This window comes from Duganella sp. S19_KUP01_CR8 (assembly GCF_036688705.1).
In the GTDB taxonomy this organism is placed as follows: Bacteria; Pseudomonadota; Gammaproteobacteria; order Burkholderiales; family Burkholderiaceae_D; genus Rugamonas.
The window spans coordinates 103165-118096 of the sequence record NZ_JAQQPR010000017.1; the positions used below are offsets into that span (position 1 = coordinate 103165).

Below are 14932 nucleotides of genomic sequence, written 5' to 3' on the forward strand. Positions count from 1 at the left end.
TGACGCTTACTGGGTCAGCAGCTCGACGTTGATCAGGTTGTCGTCGGGCTTGCGGTCGATGAGCTTGTTGTCGGGGTCGATGCCGGCCTTGCCCGGACGGCCGTTGATGATCACCGTGTACAGGTTGTCCTTGCGCTCGATCAGCTTGCGCTCGCGGAACAGGCTGTTGCCGTCCTTGTCGTCGATGCCGATGTCGATCCAGTCCTTCAACGGCACGTCTTTTTCCGCGCCCTGGTCGTTGGCCCGCACCTTGGCGGCGCTGACCGCGAACGTCACTTCATACTTGCCGTCCACCAGCTTGCGCGCGGTGGCCGAGACCGCATGGTTCTCGTACAGCACGATGTGGTTGAACAGGTCGTCGATCAGGTAGGCTTGTTCCGGCGGCGTGATCTTGCGCAGCGCGTCGACCAGCACCGTGACGCTAGGATACGGCCCGGTCTTGCGGCCATACTGCGCCAGCATTTCCTTCAACGCGGCGTTGACCTTGGCCTCGCCCAGGATGTCCTGTAACTGGTACATCGCCAGGCTGCCCTTGCGGTACTGGATGTAGTTCTGGTTTTCGTTTTCCGCCAGCGGCATTTCCTTCTTGCGCTCCAGCGCGCGGCCCATCAGGTACAGGTCCAGGTCGTAGTGCAGGAAGCGGCGCATCTTGTCCGCGCCGAAATTCTTCTTCATCACCATCAGCGCCGAGTACTCGGCCAGCGTTTCGCTCAGCACCGTGCCGCCGCGCGTGTTGCCGCCGACCAGCTGGTGGCCCCACCACTGGTGCGCCACTTCGTGCGCGGTGACGTAGAACGGATAGTCGATGTCCTTGGGACTCTTGTCGTTGACCTTGGCGATGAAGCCGATCGACTCCGCATACGGTATCGTGGTCGGCAGCGATTGCGCGTAGGTGGCGTAACGCGGGAACTCGACGATGCGCACCAGCTTGTGCTGGTAAGGCCCGAAGTTGCGGGTGTAGTAGTCCAGCGATTCCTTGATGCCCTTGTCCATGCGGTCGAGGTTGTACTCGTGGCCGGGGTGGTAGTACAGCTCGATGCCGACGTCCTGCCACCAGTCGCGCTTGACCAGATAGCGCGCCGACTGGATGGCGTAGTAGTTCAGGATGGGCTGGTCCATCTTGTAGTGATAGTAGTGCCGCCCCTGCTTGCTCCATTCCTTGACCAGCGTGCCCGGCGCGATGGCGATCTGGTCGGCGCTGGTGCTGACGGTGGCGTCAAAGCTGATCCAGTCGGCGTCGTTGCTGGCGAGGTTGTTGGCCAGGCCGGCCGGGTCGTCGCGCGGCAGCATGCGCTCGCGCGCCGGCAGCTTGTGCTTCCTGCGGTCACGCACATCGCTCAGTTCCATGCCCTGCTGGTAGCCGATGTGCGGCAACACGCCGTTGTTGAAGAAGGTGCCGTTGCCGATCACCGGCGTGTCCTGGCCCATGCCCAAAATGCCTCCCGGCAGGTAGGTGACGTCGAATTCCATCGTCAGCTGCGCGCCGGGCGCCAGCGGCTTGGCCAGCTTGTAGCTGTAGAAGCCGAGATCTTCATCCTGGAAACCCGGCCGCGCATCCTGGCTGAAGCGCGCCTTGAATTGGGTGGTCGTGTTGTCCTGATAGACCAGCACGTCGGTGATCGGCTGCGCGGTCTTGTTCTCCAGCAGGTAGCGGCCCTTGACCACCAGACTGCGCTGTTCCGGCACGATGGCGACGTCGAGCTTGACGTCGGTGATGCGCGGCTGCGGCACCACGGCGAATTTCTTGTACTTGCGCTCGTAGTCGGCGCGCTCGGCATCCTTCTGGTAGGCGGTCTTGAAACAGTGGGCGATGTGGGTGTTGTAGAACACCACGCTGCCGGCGCCGACAAAGACCAGCAGGCCGGCCGCCACCGCGCTCAGCACCGGCACCGTCAGCGCGTGGCGCGCCAGTTGCAGGCGCTGGCGCCAGCCGTCGTTGGTGCCGCGCGCCCAGAACAGCAGCGACAGCACCGCCAGCAGCAGTGCGGCGCCGGTCCAGTAGAGCTCGAACCAGCGTTCGCGCGCCAGGAAGTGGCCGTAGCCGTTCATGGCGGAATAAATGAAGCTCGGCATGGTGCCGTAGACCAGCATCGGATCGTCGATGCCGACCGTGCCCAAGGTGACGCTGGCCAGGTAGTAGACGATCATCGCGAAGTAGGCCAGGTATTTCTGGTTGATCAGCACTTGCAGCGCGATCGCCAGCACCGCCGACAGCGCATAGGCCGGCAGCTGGATCAGGAACAGGTGGTGCAGATACAGGCCCGGCTCCAGGATGAAATAACCTTTGGCGATCTGGATCGCCATGCCGCACACCATCACCACCACCATCAGCAGGGTTTGCAGGCCGATCAGCGCGATCAGCTTGGACAGCATCGGCAACCAGCTCGGGATCGGCAGCGCGTCCAGCATCTGCGCCATGCGCGCCTCGCGCTCGCGCCACACCAGCTCGCCCGCGTAGAAGGTGGTGATGACGAACATGAACAGCGCGAAGGTTTCCGACACCGACTCCAGCACCAGGTAGGTGACCGGGTAGGTAACGGTGCCGAACATCGAGCCCATGTCCAGCGTGCTGGCCAGCATCATCAGCACGCCGGCCAGCACCAGCACCAGGAAGTAGATGTTCTTGGTGGTTTCGCGCAGGTTCAGCCAGCTCATCTTGAACAGCAGCGCGGCCAGGCTGCGCGACTGGAAGTCCGGCTTTTCCTGGGTGCTGGTGGACTGGGCCGACAGGTGCAGCGGCGTTTCGCCTTCGCCGCGGCTGGTGCTGCCGGCGCCGCTGTCGATGGTGGCGATGAAGTGGAAGCGCCAGTAGCCCAGCAGCAGGCCGGCCAGCGCGAACGAACACCACAGCACGCGGTTGAGCAGGTACACGCCTTCCGGCCAGAACATGCGGCTGTTGCGCTCGATGATGGGCCAGTATTCGGTCACGCGGATCACGGCGGTGGTGCCGAAGGGGTCGATCAGCGCGGCCAGCGTCTTGTAGTCGAGGTCGCGCGCCAGGCCGGGGGCGACGATGTAGCCGATCAGCATGACCACGCTGGAGATGTAGACCGGCAGCATGCGCCGCGTCAGCGCAGCCAGGATGAAGAACACGGCGCCGAAGATGAAGATGTCGGGCAGGATGACGATCAGGTAGGGGATCACATAGCCCAGCACGCCGGGCTGGCCCAGCCGCTCGGGATCGATGCCGGGGATATAGCTGCCCAGCCACGCGCCCAGCAGGATGCTGGTGAAGATGATGGCCAGCGTCAGGTAGGCGCCGAGGAAGCGGCCGAACATGTACTGGTGCTTCTTGATCGGCGCGCTGAAGAAGAAGTGCTGCATGTCGTATTCGAAATCCTGCTGCACCGAGCGGCCCATCATGGCGGCCATGACCACCACGCCCAGCGAGGCCAGCACGCTGGTGGTGAACATCAGCGAACGGGGCGAATCGATCAGCTGGCTGCCGAAGGCGACCGAGGCGCCCTTGAAGACGCCGCCGGCGGCGGCCATCCACAGCAGCGACAGCGCCAGGAAGCCGAGGAAATAAACCCAGGTGGACAGCAGCTTGAGGCGCTGGCGCGCTTCAAAGTAGGCGATGGAAAACATGGGGCCGCCTTAATCGCAGGTGGCCGCAGCGCTGTGGCGGCCGGCGATGGTGGCGAAATAGACATCTTCGAGGTCGCCGATGGCTTCTTCGAAGCCGTCGCCGGGATCGGTCTCGCTGTAGACATGGATGAGGGTGCGGCCGGACAGCAGGCGCGACGAGATGACCGGGTGGCGCAGCTGGAACGATTGCAGATCGCGCTTGTCGATGAAGCGGGCCCAGATCTTGTCGCTGACGTCGTGGATCAATTCCTGGGTCGGACCGCACAGCAGCAGGTGGCCCTTGTTGATGATGGCCATGTTGGCGCACAGGTCGGCCACGTCGCTGACGATGTGGGTCGACAGGATCACGGTCTTGTCTTCGCCGATGTCGGACAGCAGGTTGTGGAAGCGCACCCGTTCCTGCGGGTCGAGGCCGGCGGTCGGCTCGTCGACGATGATCAGCTTGGGATCGCCCAGCAGCGCCTGGGCGATGCCGAAGCGCTGGCGCATGCCGCCGGAGAAGCCGCCGAGGCGCTGGTTGCGCACGTCGAACAGATTGGTTTGCTGCAACAGGCCGTCGACCACCTCGCGTCGGCGGTTGCGGTTGGACAGGCCCTTGAGCACGGCGAAATGGTCGAGCAGCTCGTAGGCGGTCACTTTCGGATAGACGCCGAAGTCCTGCGGCAGATAGCCCAGCAGGCGGCGTATTTCGTCTTTTTCGTCCAGCACGTCGATGTCGTCCAGGAACACCGAACCGGAATCGCATTCCTGCAAGGTCGCCAGCGTCCGCATCAGCGTCGACTTGCCGGCGCCGTTGGGCCCGAGCAAACCGAACATCCCGGTCGGGATGGTGAGCGAGATATTGTCCAGCGCTACGACGCCATTGCCGTAGGTTTTAGACAAGTTGCTGATGCGTAATTCCATGCTAACTCCTGAATGATTCTGCCGGTGCCTGCGCCGCGTTTCTGCACGGCCATACACTTTTCACATGATGGCATTGTATTGAATTTGCTCTATATGTGGGGCGCCATTGCGATGGGCGGCGGAAACTGCGCGCCAGAGTGCAGAAAAGGCCGACCAGACGGCGGTGCGCGGCGGCCTTGTTCCGGGTTAGTTGAATAGACAACTTGTTCAATTTCTAAATAAAACCTGCTCGCGGTTGAACCACCAGCGGCACAGGGCCAGCAGGGCGCCGGCGGTCAAGGTGGTCGACAGCAGGATGACCCAGAACATGCTGTAGTCCATCGTGCCCTTCACCAATTCCTTCATCGCCAGCGAGACATTGGTCATCGGCACCATCGCCCATTTCCAGTTCAGCTCGACGCCGGGCAGCAGCGCCACCAGGGTCGGCAGCACAGTGACGATGATCAGCGGCGAGATCAGGCCGGCCGCTTCCTTGTAGCTTTTGGCGTAGACCGAGATCGACAGCAGGATGGCGGCGAAGATGGCGGCGGTCGGCACCAGCATCAGCGCCACCATGGTCAGGTCCAGCAAGCCGATGGCGCGCACCATCTGCACCAGGTCGCCGCCTATCATGGGGCCGAAGAAAGTCAGCAGCATGCCCAGGCTGCCGATCATCAGCAGCGCCGAGGTCAGGCCGACGGTGAACAGCATCAGGAACTTGGCCATCACCAGCGCGGTGCGCGAGACCGGCGCCAGCAGCAGGGTTTCCAGCGTGCCGCGCTCCTTCTCGCCGGCGCCGGTGTCGATCGCCGGATACATGGCCGCCATCAGGCACACCATCAGCAGGATGTAGGGCAGCATGCCGCCGACCACCGCGCCCATCTGCTCGCGCTTGTCTGCGGTGGAATGGTCTTCCAGCGTGATCGGGTCGAGCGCGAAGCGCAGCTGCTCCTTGTTGAGGTTGAGCGCGGACAGCGCCTGTTCGCGCAGCAGGCGGTTCTGGCCGCCGACCACCGACATCACCCGCTTGCGCGTCAGGTCGACCGTGACGGCGCTGTTGTAGTGCAGCGCGATCACGGCTTGCTGCTGCTGGGCCAGGCTCGCTTCGAAGCCGGCCGGGATCACCAGCGCGAACTTGATGCGGTCGTCGCCGATGGCGGTCTTGATGTCCGCCGGGCTGGCCAGCACCACTTCGCGGAAGCCTTTTTCCTTGGCGAAGCGTTCAGCCAGCTTGGGGGCGTTGTCCTTGCCGAAGATGGAGTAGGTCATCTCGGCCTGGCTGGCCTGCTTGAACATGCTCGACGATACGTAGCCGAAGCCGGTGAAGATCAGCGGCATGGCGAACACCGGAATGAACACGGTGAAGAAGAAGGTGCGGCGGTCGCGCGCCAGTTCCAGCAACTCCTTGAGGTAGATGATCCACATGGCTCAGGGCTCCTGGTTGATGACGCCGACGAAGGCGTCGTACAGATCGGCGCTGCCGCCCAGGTGGCGCAGCGCGTCGACCGTGCCGTGGAAGGCGGTCTTGCCGTGGTTGATGATGCAGACGCGGTCGCACAGCTTTTCCACTTCGTGCAGGTGGTGGGTGGAGAAGATCAGCGGCACGTGCAGCGCCTTGTAGCTGGCGATAAAGTCCAGCAGGATCTTGGCCGACATCACGTCCAGGCCGGTGGTCGGTTCATCGAGAATGACGATCTGCGGTTCGTGCACCACGGTGCGGGCGATCGAGCATTTCTGCTTCATGCCGGTGGACAGCTGGTCGGCGCGCTTGTTGCCGTATTCGGTCATCTGCAGCAGCTCGAACAACTCGTCGCAGCGGCGCTTCAGGTAGGGTGGGCTCATGCCGTGCAGGCGGCCGAAGTATTCGACGTTTTCGCGCGCGGTCAGGCGTCCGTACAGGCCGGTGGTGCCGGATAAAAAACCGATGTGCTGGCGCGCCGCCAGCGGATCTTGCAGCAGGTCGACGCCGTTGGCGTGTATGCTGCCTGAATCTGGTTTCAGCGCGGTGGACAGCAGGCGCAGGGTGGTGGTCTTGCCGGCGCCGTTGGGACCCAGCAGGCCCAGCACTTCACCGGGCGCGCAGCGGAAGCTGACATCGCGCACCGCATGGAACCAACCGTCGTGGTCGCGCGGATCGCGCGCCTGGGCCGGCTTGCCGCCGCGTGACGGCAGGCGAAAACGCTTGGCGAGACCCTTGACCTCGATCATTGTTCTGTCCTTTGTTGAAAAGATTTCAAGAGTAGCATGTAAAAATTCTCGCGCGCAAGCTACTAGCCGTACAAATGTCTTGCTATAGTCGGATATGGGAGAACAACAAAAAATGAATCCTCAATTGCAGGAAAAAATTCTGGCCGTGACCCATTGCGGCGTCGACCGTAGCGAGTCCACCGGCTTCTTCCGCGTGGCGCTGGGCCTGTTTTACCTGTCGGGCCTGATGACCAAGGAAACGCTGGACTTCGACAAGCTGGACCGCGACTTCAACCGCTTCATCTATCACAGTATCGGCAAGGGCCACAGCATCACTAGCATCCTGCAATACATGAGCGGCGAGAAGGTGGTGCCGGTGGTGGAATCCAAGCGCTTCCTGCGCGCGTTTGCCGAGCACTGCCCGGAAGTTCCCATCGAGAATATCCCCTTCCTGCTGGGCTTGAACCTGAGCGTGGCGAAAGACATTTCCAAGATCGATGTGCGTGGCCCGGTGGCCGACTACATCGAACGCCAGCGCCAGTTGCGCGAAGCGGCCGAGGCAAACTGAGGCTGTCGCCTCTATAATATTGCTTTCGTCCGAATTCGAGTTTTCCTATGGCCGCACATCACCACACCCCGCTGGACCGATTGATCGCCGGCGCCGACAAGGCGCTGCGCGTGATTACCGGTGTTGCCTCGGCATCGCGGCCGACGCCGGCGCTGCACGCGGCCGACGCCCAGATGAGCGAAGCGGAAACCCGCCACAGCGCCGGACTGATGCGCGTGAACCATGTGGGCGAGGTGTGCGCGCAGGCGCTGTACAACTCGCAGAGCCGCTTCGCCAAGACCGAGGAAATGCGCGCGCAGTTCGAGCAGGCGGGCAGGGAAGAGGAAGACCATCTGGCCTGGACCGCGCAGCGGCTGGCCGAACTGAATTCGCATATCAGCGTGCTCAATCCGCTGTTCTACGCCGGCGCGTATGCGCTGGGCACGGTGGCGGCGGTGCTGGGCGATGCGCGCAGCCTGGGCTTTGTGGTGGAGACGGAGCGGCAGGTGGAGGCGCATCTGGCCAGCCATCTGGATCGGTTGCCGCCGCAGGACGCCAAGTCGCGCGCCATCGTCGAGCAGATGCGGCAGGATGAGATCGAACACGGCGCCGCCGCGCAGGCGCTGGGCGCCTCGCAGACTCCAGCGCCGGTGCAGGCCGTGATGGCGGTGATGGGCAAGGTAATGACCAGCACCGCGTATTACATCTAGGCTTGGGTTTTAAGCTTCGACGATCTCGAACGAGTGGGTGATCTCGGCAGTCTTGCCGAGCATGATGGATGCCGAGCAGTACTTGTCGTGCGACAGCGTGATCGCCCGTTCCACCGCTTCAGGCTTCAAGTCCTTGCCGGTCACGGTGAAGTGGAAATTAATCTTGGTGAACACTTTCGGTTCCGTGTCCGCGCGCTCGGCGGTCAGCGTGCACTCGCAGCCGCGGATGTCGGCACGGCCCTTCTTGAGGATCAGCACCACGTCATACGCCGTGCAGCCGCCGGTGCCCAGCAACACCATCTCCATCGGACGCGGCGCCAGGTTGTGGCCGCCGCCCTCGGGCGCGCCATCCATGTTGACCATGTGGCCGGAGCCGGTCGTGGCCAAGAAACTCATGCCCGACGGGCCATTCCAGCTGACTTTGCATTCCATCATTCTCTCCGTTAAAAAGCGTTGCGCATATTGTAAAGGAGTCCGGCCGGACTGGCTTGCATGAGGTTTTATTGCTTGCCGTTACTCCGAACGAATCGCATACTTTATGACTTAGATCAAGGAGGGTGCGATGAATCAGGCCATCAAATATCTTTGTTCCTATGGTGAGTTGACCGCTCCGGGCACCACGCCGGTGGGGCCGCTGGCCGACGATTTCACGCTCAATTCGCCGGTCGGCGTGCATGCCGATAGTTTCGGCAGGCTGTGGGTGTGCGATACAGGCAACAGTCGCGTGCTGGTCTTCGATGCCGATTTATCCGAACTGCTGCACGTGATCGAGGGTCCCGGCGACGACACGCCCGATGCGCCGCGCCTGCTGATGCCCTTCCACGTTTGCCCGCATCCCACCCACCAGCTGATGTATTGCACCGACATGGGCCACGGCCGCGTGGTGGCCTTCGCCTACGACGAGCACGAGATCTGGTTCAGCTATGCCTTCGGCGAAGGCGACAGCCACTACCTGCCGCTGTCCGATCCGAACGGCATCACCGTGGTGCGCGAGCGCGACGGCGTCGACTACCTGTATGTCTGCGACGAGTTCTTCCACACGGTCGACGACCTGGCCAGCCGCTGCGTCAAGTTCACGCTGGAGGGCGAATTCATCAGCCAGTTCCGCCACGTCGGCGGGCCCGGCGTCAGGCATGAGCTGCTGTGGCCGCAAGGCCTGGCCAGCGATGCGAACGGCAATCTCTACCTCGCCAACACCGGCCACTACGAAATACTGAAGATCAGCACCGACTGGCCCATCGTCGACGAATGCGTGCAGGCGCCGCATGACACGGTGATGCTGCACCAGCACGGCAAGCCCACCGGCATCGGCAAGTTCAATGTGATGCGCTCGGTGTGCGTGATCGGCGACCGCGTGTTCGTGCCGGGGCATATCGAAAACGCCATCACGGTGTACGACCTGGAGGGCAAGGAGGTCAGCGTGGTCAACGGCCTGCTGCCGCTGTGGAACCACACGCTGGAGCCGGTGCACAGCCTGTCCGACTTCGTCTACGGCGCGCTGGAGGATGTGGTGTTCGTCGGGCCGTACCAGATCTGCGCGGCGGAAGGCGAGCCGGATGTGTATTTCATCAGCGAGCCGTTCGCCTCCAGCGTGATCAAGGTGCTGATCCCGCGCATACCGGGAATCCAGGGCGACGAGGACGCGTTGCTGATCGAATCGGTCGGCCACCGGCGCGACGACCAGAACCAGCTGCGCTCGACCTCGCAATTCAATTGCATGACTTCGGTGATCGGCTTCAATCGCGAACGCCGCACCGCGCCGCGCGAGCCCCAGGCCGGCGGCAACTGGATCGACCAGTGGGCCATGGCCACGACCAGCATCTACAAATACTGGTATGACCAGTTCCGCACCCACTTGGGCATCGACCCGCTGGCGCGCATGGAGAACGCTTCGCTGAACATCGATTCCGGCAACTGGTGCATGAAGACCTTCAACACCGAGAGCGATCCCTACCACCAGCTGCAGGACATGATGCGCGGCTTCTTCGTGCCGGGCGACCTGGCGATGGACGTCTACTATCCGCACACGCCGCCGCTGGGGCAGATCTGTCCCGGCACGCCGATCGTGTTCGTCACCAACTTCAATATGTGCACGGTGACGATGTACCAGTTCAATCCGGCCGGCTACCTGATCAACTACGGCATGCCCTTCGGCCGCGAGGGCGTGGGCGGCGACGGCACGCTGAAGGCGCCGCAGGGCATCGCCATCAACGGCCAGGGCGAGATCTACATCGCCGATTCGCTGAACAACCGCATTTCGATGTGGCAGATCCAGCCGACCGGCTTTGTCGCGTTCCGCAAGAATTTCCGCTGGCAGTCGGACGACGATTTCACGCCCTGCGACGTCGCCATCGACGCCCAGGATCGCTTGTTCGTCTGCGATCAGTTCAACAACTGCCTGCGCGTGTTCGACCGCGAGGGCAACAGCCTGTGGACTTACGGCCATCTCGGCTATTGCGATGATGTCAACGTTGACTACGGAAAATTCATGCTGCCCGCCAGCGTCTGCATCGACGGCGACCGCCTGATCGTCAACGACCTGGTCAACCGAGCGCTGAAAGTGTTTCGTATCGGCGACGATACGCTGCACTACGAGACCGGCATTTCCGTCTTCAAGAAATACCCCGACGCCGGCGGCGTCTGGATGCCGTACTTCATTTACGCCGACCGCGGCCGCCTGTACGTGCCCGACACGACTTTCAATGTGGTCAATGTTTTCCGTTATGGGGCCGCGGAGCCTGATTCTGTCGGCATTGCAGCTTGACTCGATGGGTGGTTCCCGCTTATACTTGTCGGCTTTCCGTTCGCTCAGGAAAGTAAATAAGAAGGCCGAGTCCGCTGAAGCAATGGCGGAACCACCATTTGAGCGTGTTTTATTATTTAGGAAGTCAACATGAAAACTTTTTCCGCTAAGGGCCATGAAGTCCAGCGCGATTGGTTCGTGATTGACGCGACGGACAAAGTCCTCGGACGTGTTGCCAGCGAAGTGGCACTCCGACTGCGCGGCAAACACAAGCCAGAATTTACTCCTCACGTCGATACCGGCGATTTCATCGTCATCGTCAACGCAGGCAAACTGCGCGTGACCGGCACCAAAGCAACCGAGAAGACCTACTACCGTCACTCGGGCTACCCAGGTGGCATCTATGAGACCAACTTCCTGAAAATGCAACAGCGTTTCCCAGGCCGTGCTCTGGAAAAAGCCGTCAAGGGCATGCTGCCGAAGGGCCCACTGGGCTACGCAATGATCAAGAAGCTGAAAGTGTACGCTGAAGGTTCGCACCCGCACGCTGCTCAGCAACCTAAAGCACTCGAAATCTAAGGAACTGACATGATCGGTAACTACAATTACGGCACCGGCCGTCGCAAGAGTGCAGTAGCTCGTGTGTTTATCAAAGTTGGCACTGGCCAAATCATCGTTAACGGCAAGCCAGCGGCTGAGTACTTCTCCCGCGAAACCGGCCTGATGGTTATTCGTCAACCACTGGAACTGACCGGCAACGTTGAGCGTTTTGACATCAAAGTCAACGTTCACGGCGGCGGCGAGTCCGGCCAGGCAGGTGCTGTGCGTCACGGCATCACCCGCGCTCTGATCGACTACGATGCAGCGCTGAAGGGCGATCTGGCACGCGCCGGCTTCGTTACCCGCGATGCACGTGAAGTTGAACGTAAAAAAGTTGGTCTGCGCAAAGCACGTCGCGCAAAGCAATTCTCGAAGCGTTAATTTTTACGCTGTGGTGCGCTGCTTGCGGCGCATCCTCAAAAAAGCCGCCGGCCTCGTGTCGGGCGGCTTTTTTGCCATCTGGCGGACGTAACACGTTTGTCGCATATGCCTGATAAAATGGCAGTCCCCTTTACGCAATACCTCATTCAAGGAAAGAACATGATCAAAGTTGGCATCGTCGGCGGCACCGGATACACCGGAGTGGAATTGCTGCGACTGTTGGCAGTCCACCCTGATGTGCAGCTGACGGCTATCACGTCGCGCAAGGAAGATGGCTTGCCGGTTGCCGATATGTTCCCTTCGCTGCGCGGCCGCGTGAACATCGCCTTCTCGTCGCCCGACAAGGCCGACCTGAGCAAGTGCGACGTGGTGTTCTTCGCCACCCCGCACGGCGTCGCCATGGCGCAGGCGCCGGCGCTGCTGGCGGCCGGCGTCAAGGTGATCGACCTGGCGGCGGATTTCCGCATCAAGGACAAGGCTGTCTTTGAAAAATGGTACAAGATCGACCACACCTGCCCGGAGCTGCTGGAAGAAGCCGCCTACGGCCTGGCCGAACTGAACCGCGACGCCATCAAGGGCGCGCGCCTGGTCGCCAATCCGGGCTGCTACCCGACCACCATGCAGCTGGGCTACTACCCGCTGCTGAAGGCCGGCCTGATCGATGCCGGTTCGCTGATCGCCGACTGCAAGTCCGGCGTGTCCGGCGCCGGCCGCAAGGCTGAGATCGCTACGCTGTTCTCTGAGTCCAGCGACAACTTCAAGGCCTACGGCGTGGCCGGCCACCGCCACACGCCGGAAACCTCGGCGCAGTTGCAGAAGTTCACCGCCGACAAGGTCGGCCTGGTGTTCACGCCGCACCTGGTGCCGATGATCCGCGGCATGCACTCGACCCTGTACGGCCGCCTGACCAAGGACGTCGGCAACGAAGCGCTGCAAGCGCTGTTCGAAGCCCAGTACCAGGATTCTCCGTTCGTCGACGTGATGCCGTTCGGTTCGCATCCGGAAACCCGTTCTACCCGTGGCTCCAACATGCTGCGCCTGGCGCTGCATCGCCCGGACAACGGCAACACCGTGATCGTGCTGGTGGTGCAGGACAACCTGGTCAAGGGCGCGTCCGGCCAGGCGGTGCAGTGCATGAATTTGATGTTCGGCCTGGAAGAAACCACCGGCCTGACCCAGATCGCGCTGCTGCCGTAAATCAAAGTGCGGCAGGGCGGGGATAGTAGTTTAGTAGTTCCCGTCCACTCCGCTTGCAGAAAGTCGCACATGATCGATATGGATAGCCTGATCGGCGCCGCCACCCGCGTGCAAGGTAATTTGCTGTTTCGCGGCGGTCTGCGCATTGATGGCGAGGTCATCGGCAATATTGTCGCGGAGGCAGGACATCCCAGTTATCTGGTCATTGCCGAGCATGCTCGTGTGGAAGGCGAGATACGCTGCGACCACCTGGTGGTCAATGGCGAGGTTCACGGTTGTGTTTTCAGCGCGGATTTGCTTGAAATCCAGCCGAGTGCCCGTATCATTGGGGATGTCAGTTACAAAGTCTTGGAAATGCACGGCGGCGCACAGGTGTTGGGCACATTGACCCATCGCGACAGCTCCGGCGTGGGGCCGCTTTTGGCGGTCTCTGGAGCATAAATTACGCCAACGGTCTATAATGGATCAAATGTTTTCACGTAGGAGTCTGAAATGAATGCTGTCGCCGAATCGCTAGATGTAATCCCGTCGCCTATTATCTTCACCGATAGCGCGGCTGAAAAGGTCGCCCAACTGATCGAGGAAGAGGGTAATCCAGACCTGAAACTGCGCGTATTCGTGCAGGGTGGCGGCTGCTCCGGCTTCCAGTACGGCTTCACGTTTGACGAAATCGTCAACGAAGACGACACCACCATGGTCAAGAACGGCGTCCAGCTGTTGATCGATTCGATGAGCTACCAGTACCTGGTCGGCGCGGAAATCGACTACAAGGACGACCTGGAAGGCGCGCAATTCGTCATCAAGAACCCAACCGCTACCTCGACCTGCGGCTGCGGCTCGTCGTTCTCGGTTTAAACCGGGTTGCTCCATAAACGGCGGACAACTCCGGTTGTGCCGCCGTTTTTGTTTGCCTGTCGTTCCCGCGAAAGCGGGAATCCATGCTGAGCTTGCTGACTATGGATTCCCGCCTGCGCGGGAATGACGTTAACGCGGGTAGAGTGCGCCTAAGACCCGATCTCCGTTGGCGCCCGTCACGCTCGACAGGTTGCCCGCCAGCCGCTCGGTGAAACGGTAGCCCAGCCAGGCGAAAGCCATCGCCTCGACCCGATTCGGCGCCACGCCCAGCGCCTGCGTCGACTCCACCGTCACCTGCCGGCCCAGCGCCGCGCTCAGTTCATCCATCAGCAAGCCGTTGTAGGCGCCGCCACCGCACACGTAGACCGCGTCCGTACCCGCACCATAGGCCTGGATCGCCTGCGCCAGCGTGAGGGCTGTCAGGCGCGTCAGCGTGCGTTGCACGTCTTCCGGCTTGGCGCCGGCGTACGCCGCCAGATGCCGGTCCAGCCAATCGATGTGGAACAGGTCGCGGCCGGTGCTCTTGGGTGCCGCCAGCGCGAAATACGGCTCGGCCAGCATATTCGCCAGCAGGCCGGGGATTTCCTGGCCGCTGGCCGCCCAGGCGCCGTCCTGGTCGAATTCCTTGCCCTGGTGGCGGGCGATCCACGCATCCATCAGCACATTGCCCGGCCCGGTGTCGAAGCCGATCACCTTGCCATCCGTCAGCACGCTGATATTCGAGATGCCACCGATGTTGGCCACCACTCGCGTCTGCCCGGGCTTGCCGAACAGCGCCTGGTGGAAGGCCGGCACCAGCGGCGCGCCCTGGCCGCCGGCGGCGATGTCGCGGCTGCGGAAATCGGCGATCACGTCGATGCCGCACAGCTCGGCCAGCAGGGCGGGATTATTGGTCTGGCGCGTAAAGCCCAGTTCGGGACGATGGCGGATGGTCTGGCCATGCACCGCCACCGCGCGGATGTCCTGCGCCTGCAGCGAGGCGTCGTCCAGCAGCGCCTTCACGCATTCGGCGTAGAAACGCGCCAGTTGATTGGCGGCCAGCGCCTCGCGTTCGACCTCGTTGTGGCCGGCGGCCTGCAAGGCCATCAGGTCGGCGCGCAGGGCGGGCGGGAAGGGTACGTAGGCGGCCGCCAGCGTGTCGATGGCGTCGCCGGTGAAGCGCGCCAGCGCGCCGTCCACGCCGTCCAGGCTGGTGCCGGACATCAAACCGATATACAGAGACATAGCTGCATCCAGAAATAC

At 62.1% G+C, this 14932-nt stretch carries 14 protein-coding genes; 8 read left to right on the top strand and 6 right to left on the bottom strand.

The features are described 5' to 3' along the window. Positions 1 to 6: 6 nt before the first annotated feature. From V6M89_RS18200 to V6M89_RS18215, 4 genes are all read right to left on the bottom strand, one after another. A complete protein-coding gene (locus V6M89_RS18200; RefSeq protein ID WP_332854486.1) occupies positions 7 to 3588 on the bottom strand; it encodes an ABC transporter permease/M1 family aminopeptidase in 3582 nt (1193 codons plus the stop codon). Between the two features lie 9 nt (positions 3589 to 3597). Continuing rightward, positions 3598 to 4491, bottom strand: a complete 894-nt coding sequence (locus tag V6M89_RS18205; protein WP_332854487.1) for an ABC transporter ATP-binding protein — start codon at positions 4489 to 4491, stop codon at positions 3598 to 3600. Between the two features lie 207 nt (positions 4492 to 4698). Next, positions 4699 to 5895 carry an ABC transporter permease gene (locus V6M89_RS18210; RefSeq protein WP_332854488.1) on the bottom strand — a complete coding sequence of 399 codons (1197 nt, stop codon included), beginning with the start codon at positions 5893 to 5895 and terminating at the stop codon, positions 4699 to 4701. Positions 5896 to 5898: 3 nt separating this feature from the next. Then, positions 5899 to 6678 (bottom strand): ABC transporter ATP-binding protein, encoded by a 780-nt coding sequence (locus V6M89_RS18215; RefSeq protein WP_332854489.1) that lies wholly within the window; start codon positions 6676 to 6678, stop codon positions 5899 to 5901. A 112-nt stretch (positions 6679 to 6790) separates the two neighbouring features. Between V6M89_RS18215 and V6M89_RS18220 the strand changes: the two genes are divergently transcribed. Further along, on the top strand, positions 6791 to 7225 hold the full coding sequence (locus V6M89_RS18220) for a hypothetical protein (protein ID WP_332854490.1): 435 nt from the start codon (positions 6791 to 6793) through the stop codon (positions 7223 to 7225). A gap of 47 nt (positions 7226 to 7272) precedes the next feature. Then, entirely contained in the window at positions 7273 to 7914 is a 642-nt protein-coding gene (gene coq7, locus V6M89_RS18225) for a 2-polyprenyl-3-methyl-6-methoxy-1,4-benzoquinone monooxygenase (protein ID WP_332854491.1), read from the top strand. A gap of 9 nt (positions 7915 to 7923) precedes the next feature. On the opposite strand, the gene V6M89_RS18230 is transcribed toward coq7, so the two are convergent. Beyond that, complete coding sequence (locus V6M89_RS18230; protein ID WP_332854532.1) at positions 7924 to 8346, bottom strand: OsmC family protein; 423 nt, start codon at positions 8344 to 8346, stop codon at positions 7924 to 7926. Positions 8347 to 8476: 130 nt separating this feature from the next. On the opposite strand from V6M89_RS18230, the gene V6M89_RS18235 reads away from it, so the two are divergent. From V6M89_RS18235 to erpA, 6 genes are all read left to right on the top strand, one after another. Next, positions 8477 to 10678 carry an NHL repeat-containing protein gene (locus V6M89_RS18235; protein WP_332854492.1) on the top strand — a complete coding sequence of 734 codons (2202 nt, stop codon included), beginning with the start codon at positions 8477 to 8479 and terminating at the stop codon, positions 10676 to 10678. Positions 10679 to 10807: 129 nt separating this feature from the next. Further along, the gene (gene rplM / locus V6M89_RS18240; RefSeq protein ID WP_008445136.1) at positions 10808 to 11236 is read left to right on the top strand and encodes a 50S ribosomal protein L13; all 429 of its coding nucleotides are present in this window, start codon (positions 10808 to 10810) and stop codon (positions 11234 to 11236) included. Positions 11237 to 11245: 9 nt separating this feature from the next. Beyond that, positions 11246 to 11638 (top strand): 30S ribosomal protein S9, encoded by a 393-nt coding sequence (gene rpsI, locus V6M89_RS18245; protein WP_008445137.1) that lies wholly within the window; start codon positions 11246 to 11248, stop codon positions 11636 to 11638. Between the two features lie 159 nt (positions 11639 to 11797). Further along, entirely contained in the window at positions 11798 to 12835 is a 1038-nt protein-coding gene (argC, locus tag V6M89_RS18250) for an N-acetyl-gamma-glutamyl-phosphate reductase (protein ID WP_332854493.1), read from the top strand. Positions 12836 to 12904: 69 nt separating this feature from the next. Beyond that, positions 12905 to 13276, top strand: coding sequence for a bactofilin family protein (locus V6M89_RS18255; protein WP_332854494.1), 372 nt, complete (start codon positions 12905 to 12907; stop codon positions 13274 to 13276). A 51-nt stretch (positions 13277 to 13327) separates the two neighbouring features. Next, entirely contained in the window at positions 13328 to 13690 is a 363-nt protein-coding gene (gene erpA, locus V6M89_RS18260; RefSeq protein ID WP_008445143.1) for an iron-sulfur cluster insertion protein ErpA, read from the top strand. A gap of 129 nt (positions 13691 to 13819) precedes the next feature. On the opposite strand, the gene V6M89_RS18265 is transcribed toward erpA, so the two are convergent. Continuing rightward, the gene (locus V6M89_RS18265; RefSeq protein WP_332854495.1) at positions 13820 to 14914 is read right to left on the bottom strand and encodes an anhydro-N-acetylmuramic acid kinase; all 1095 of its coding nucleotides are present in this window, start codon (positions 14912 to 14914) and stop codon (positions 13820 to 13822) included. Positions 14915 to 14932: the final 18 nt, after the last annotated feature.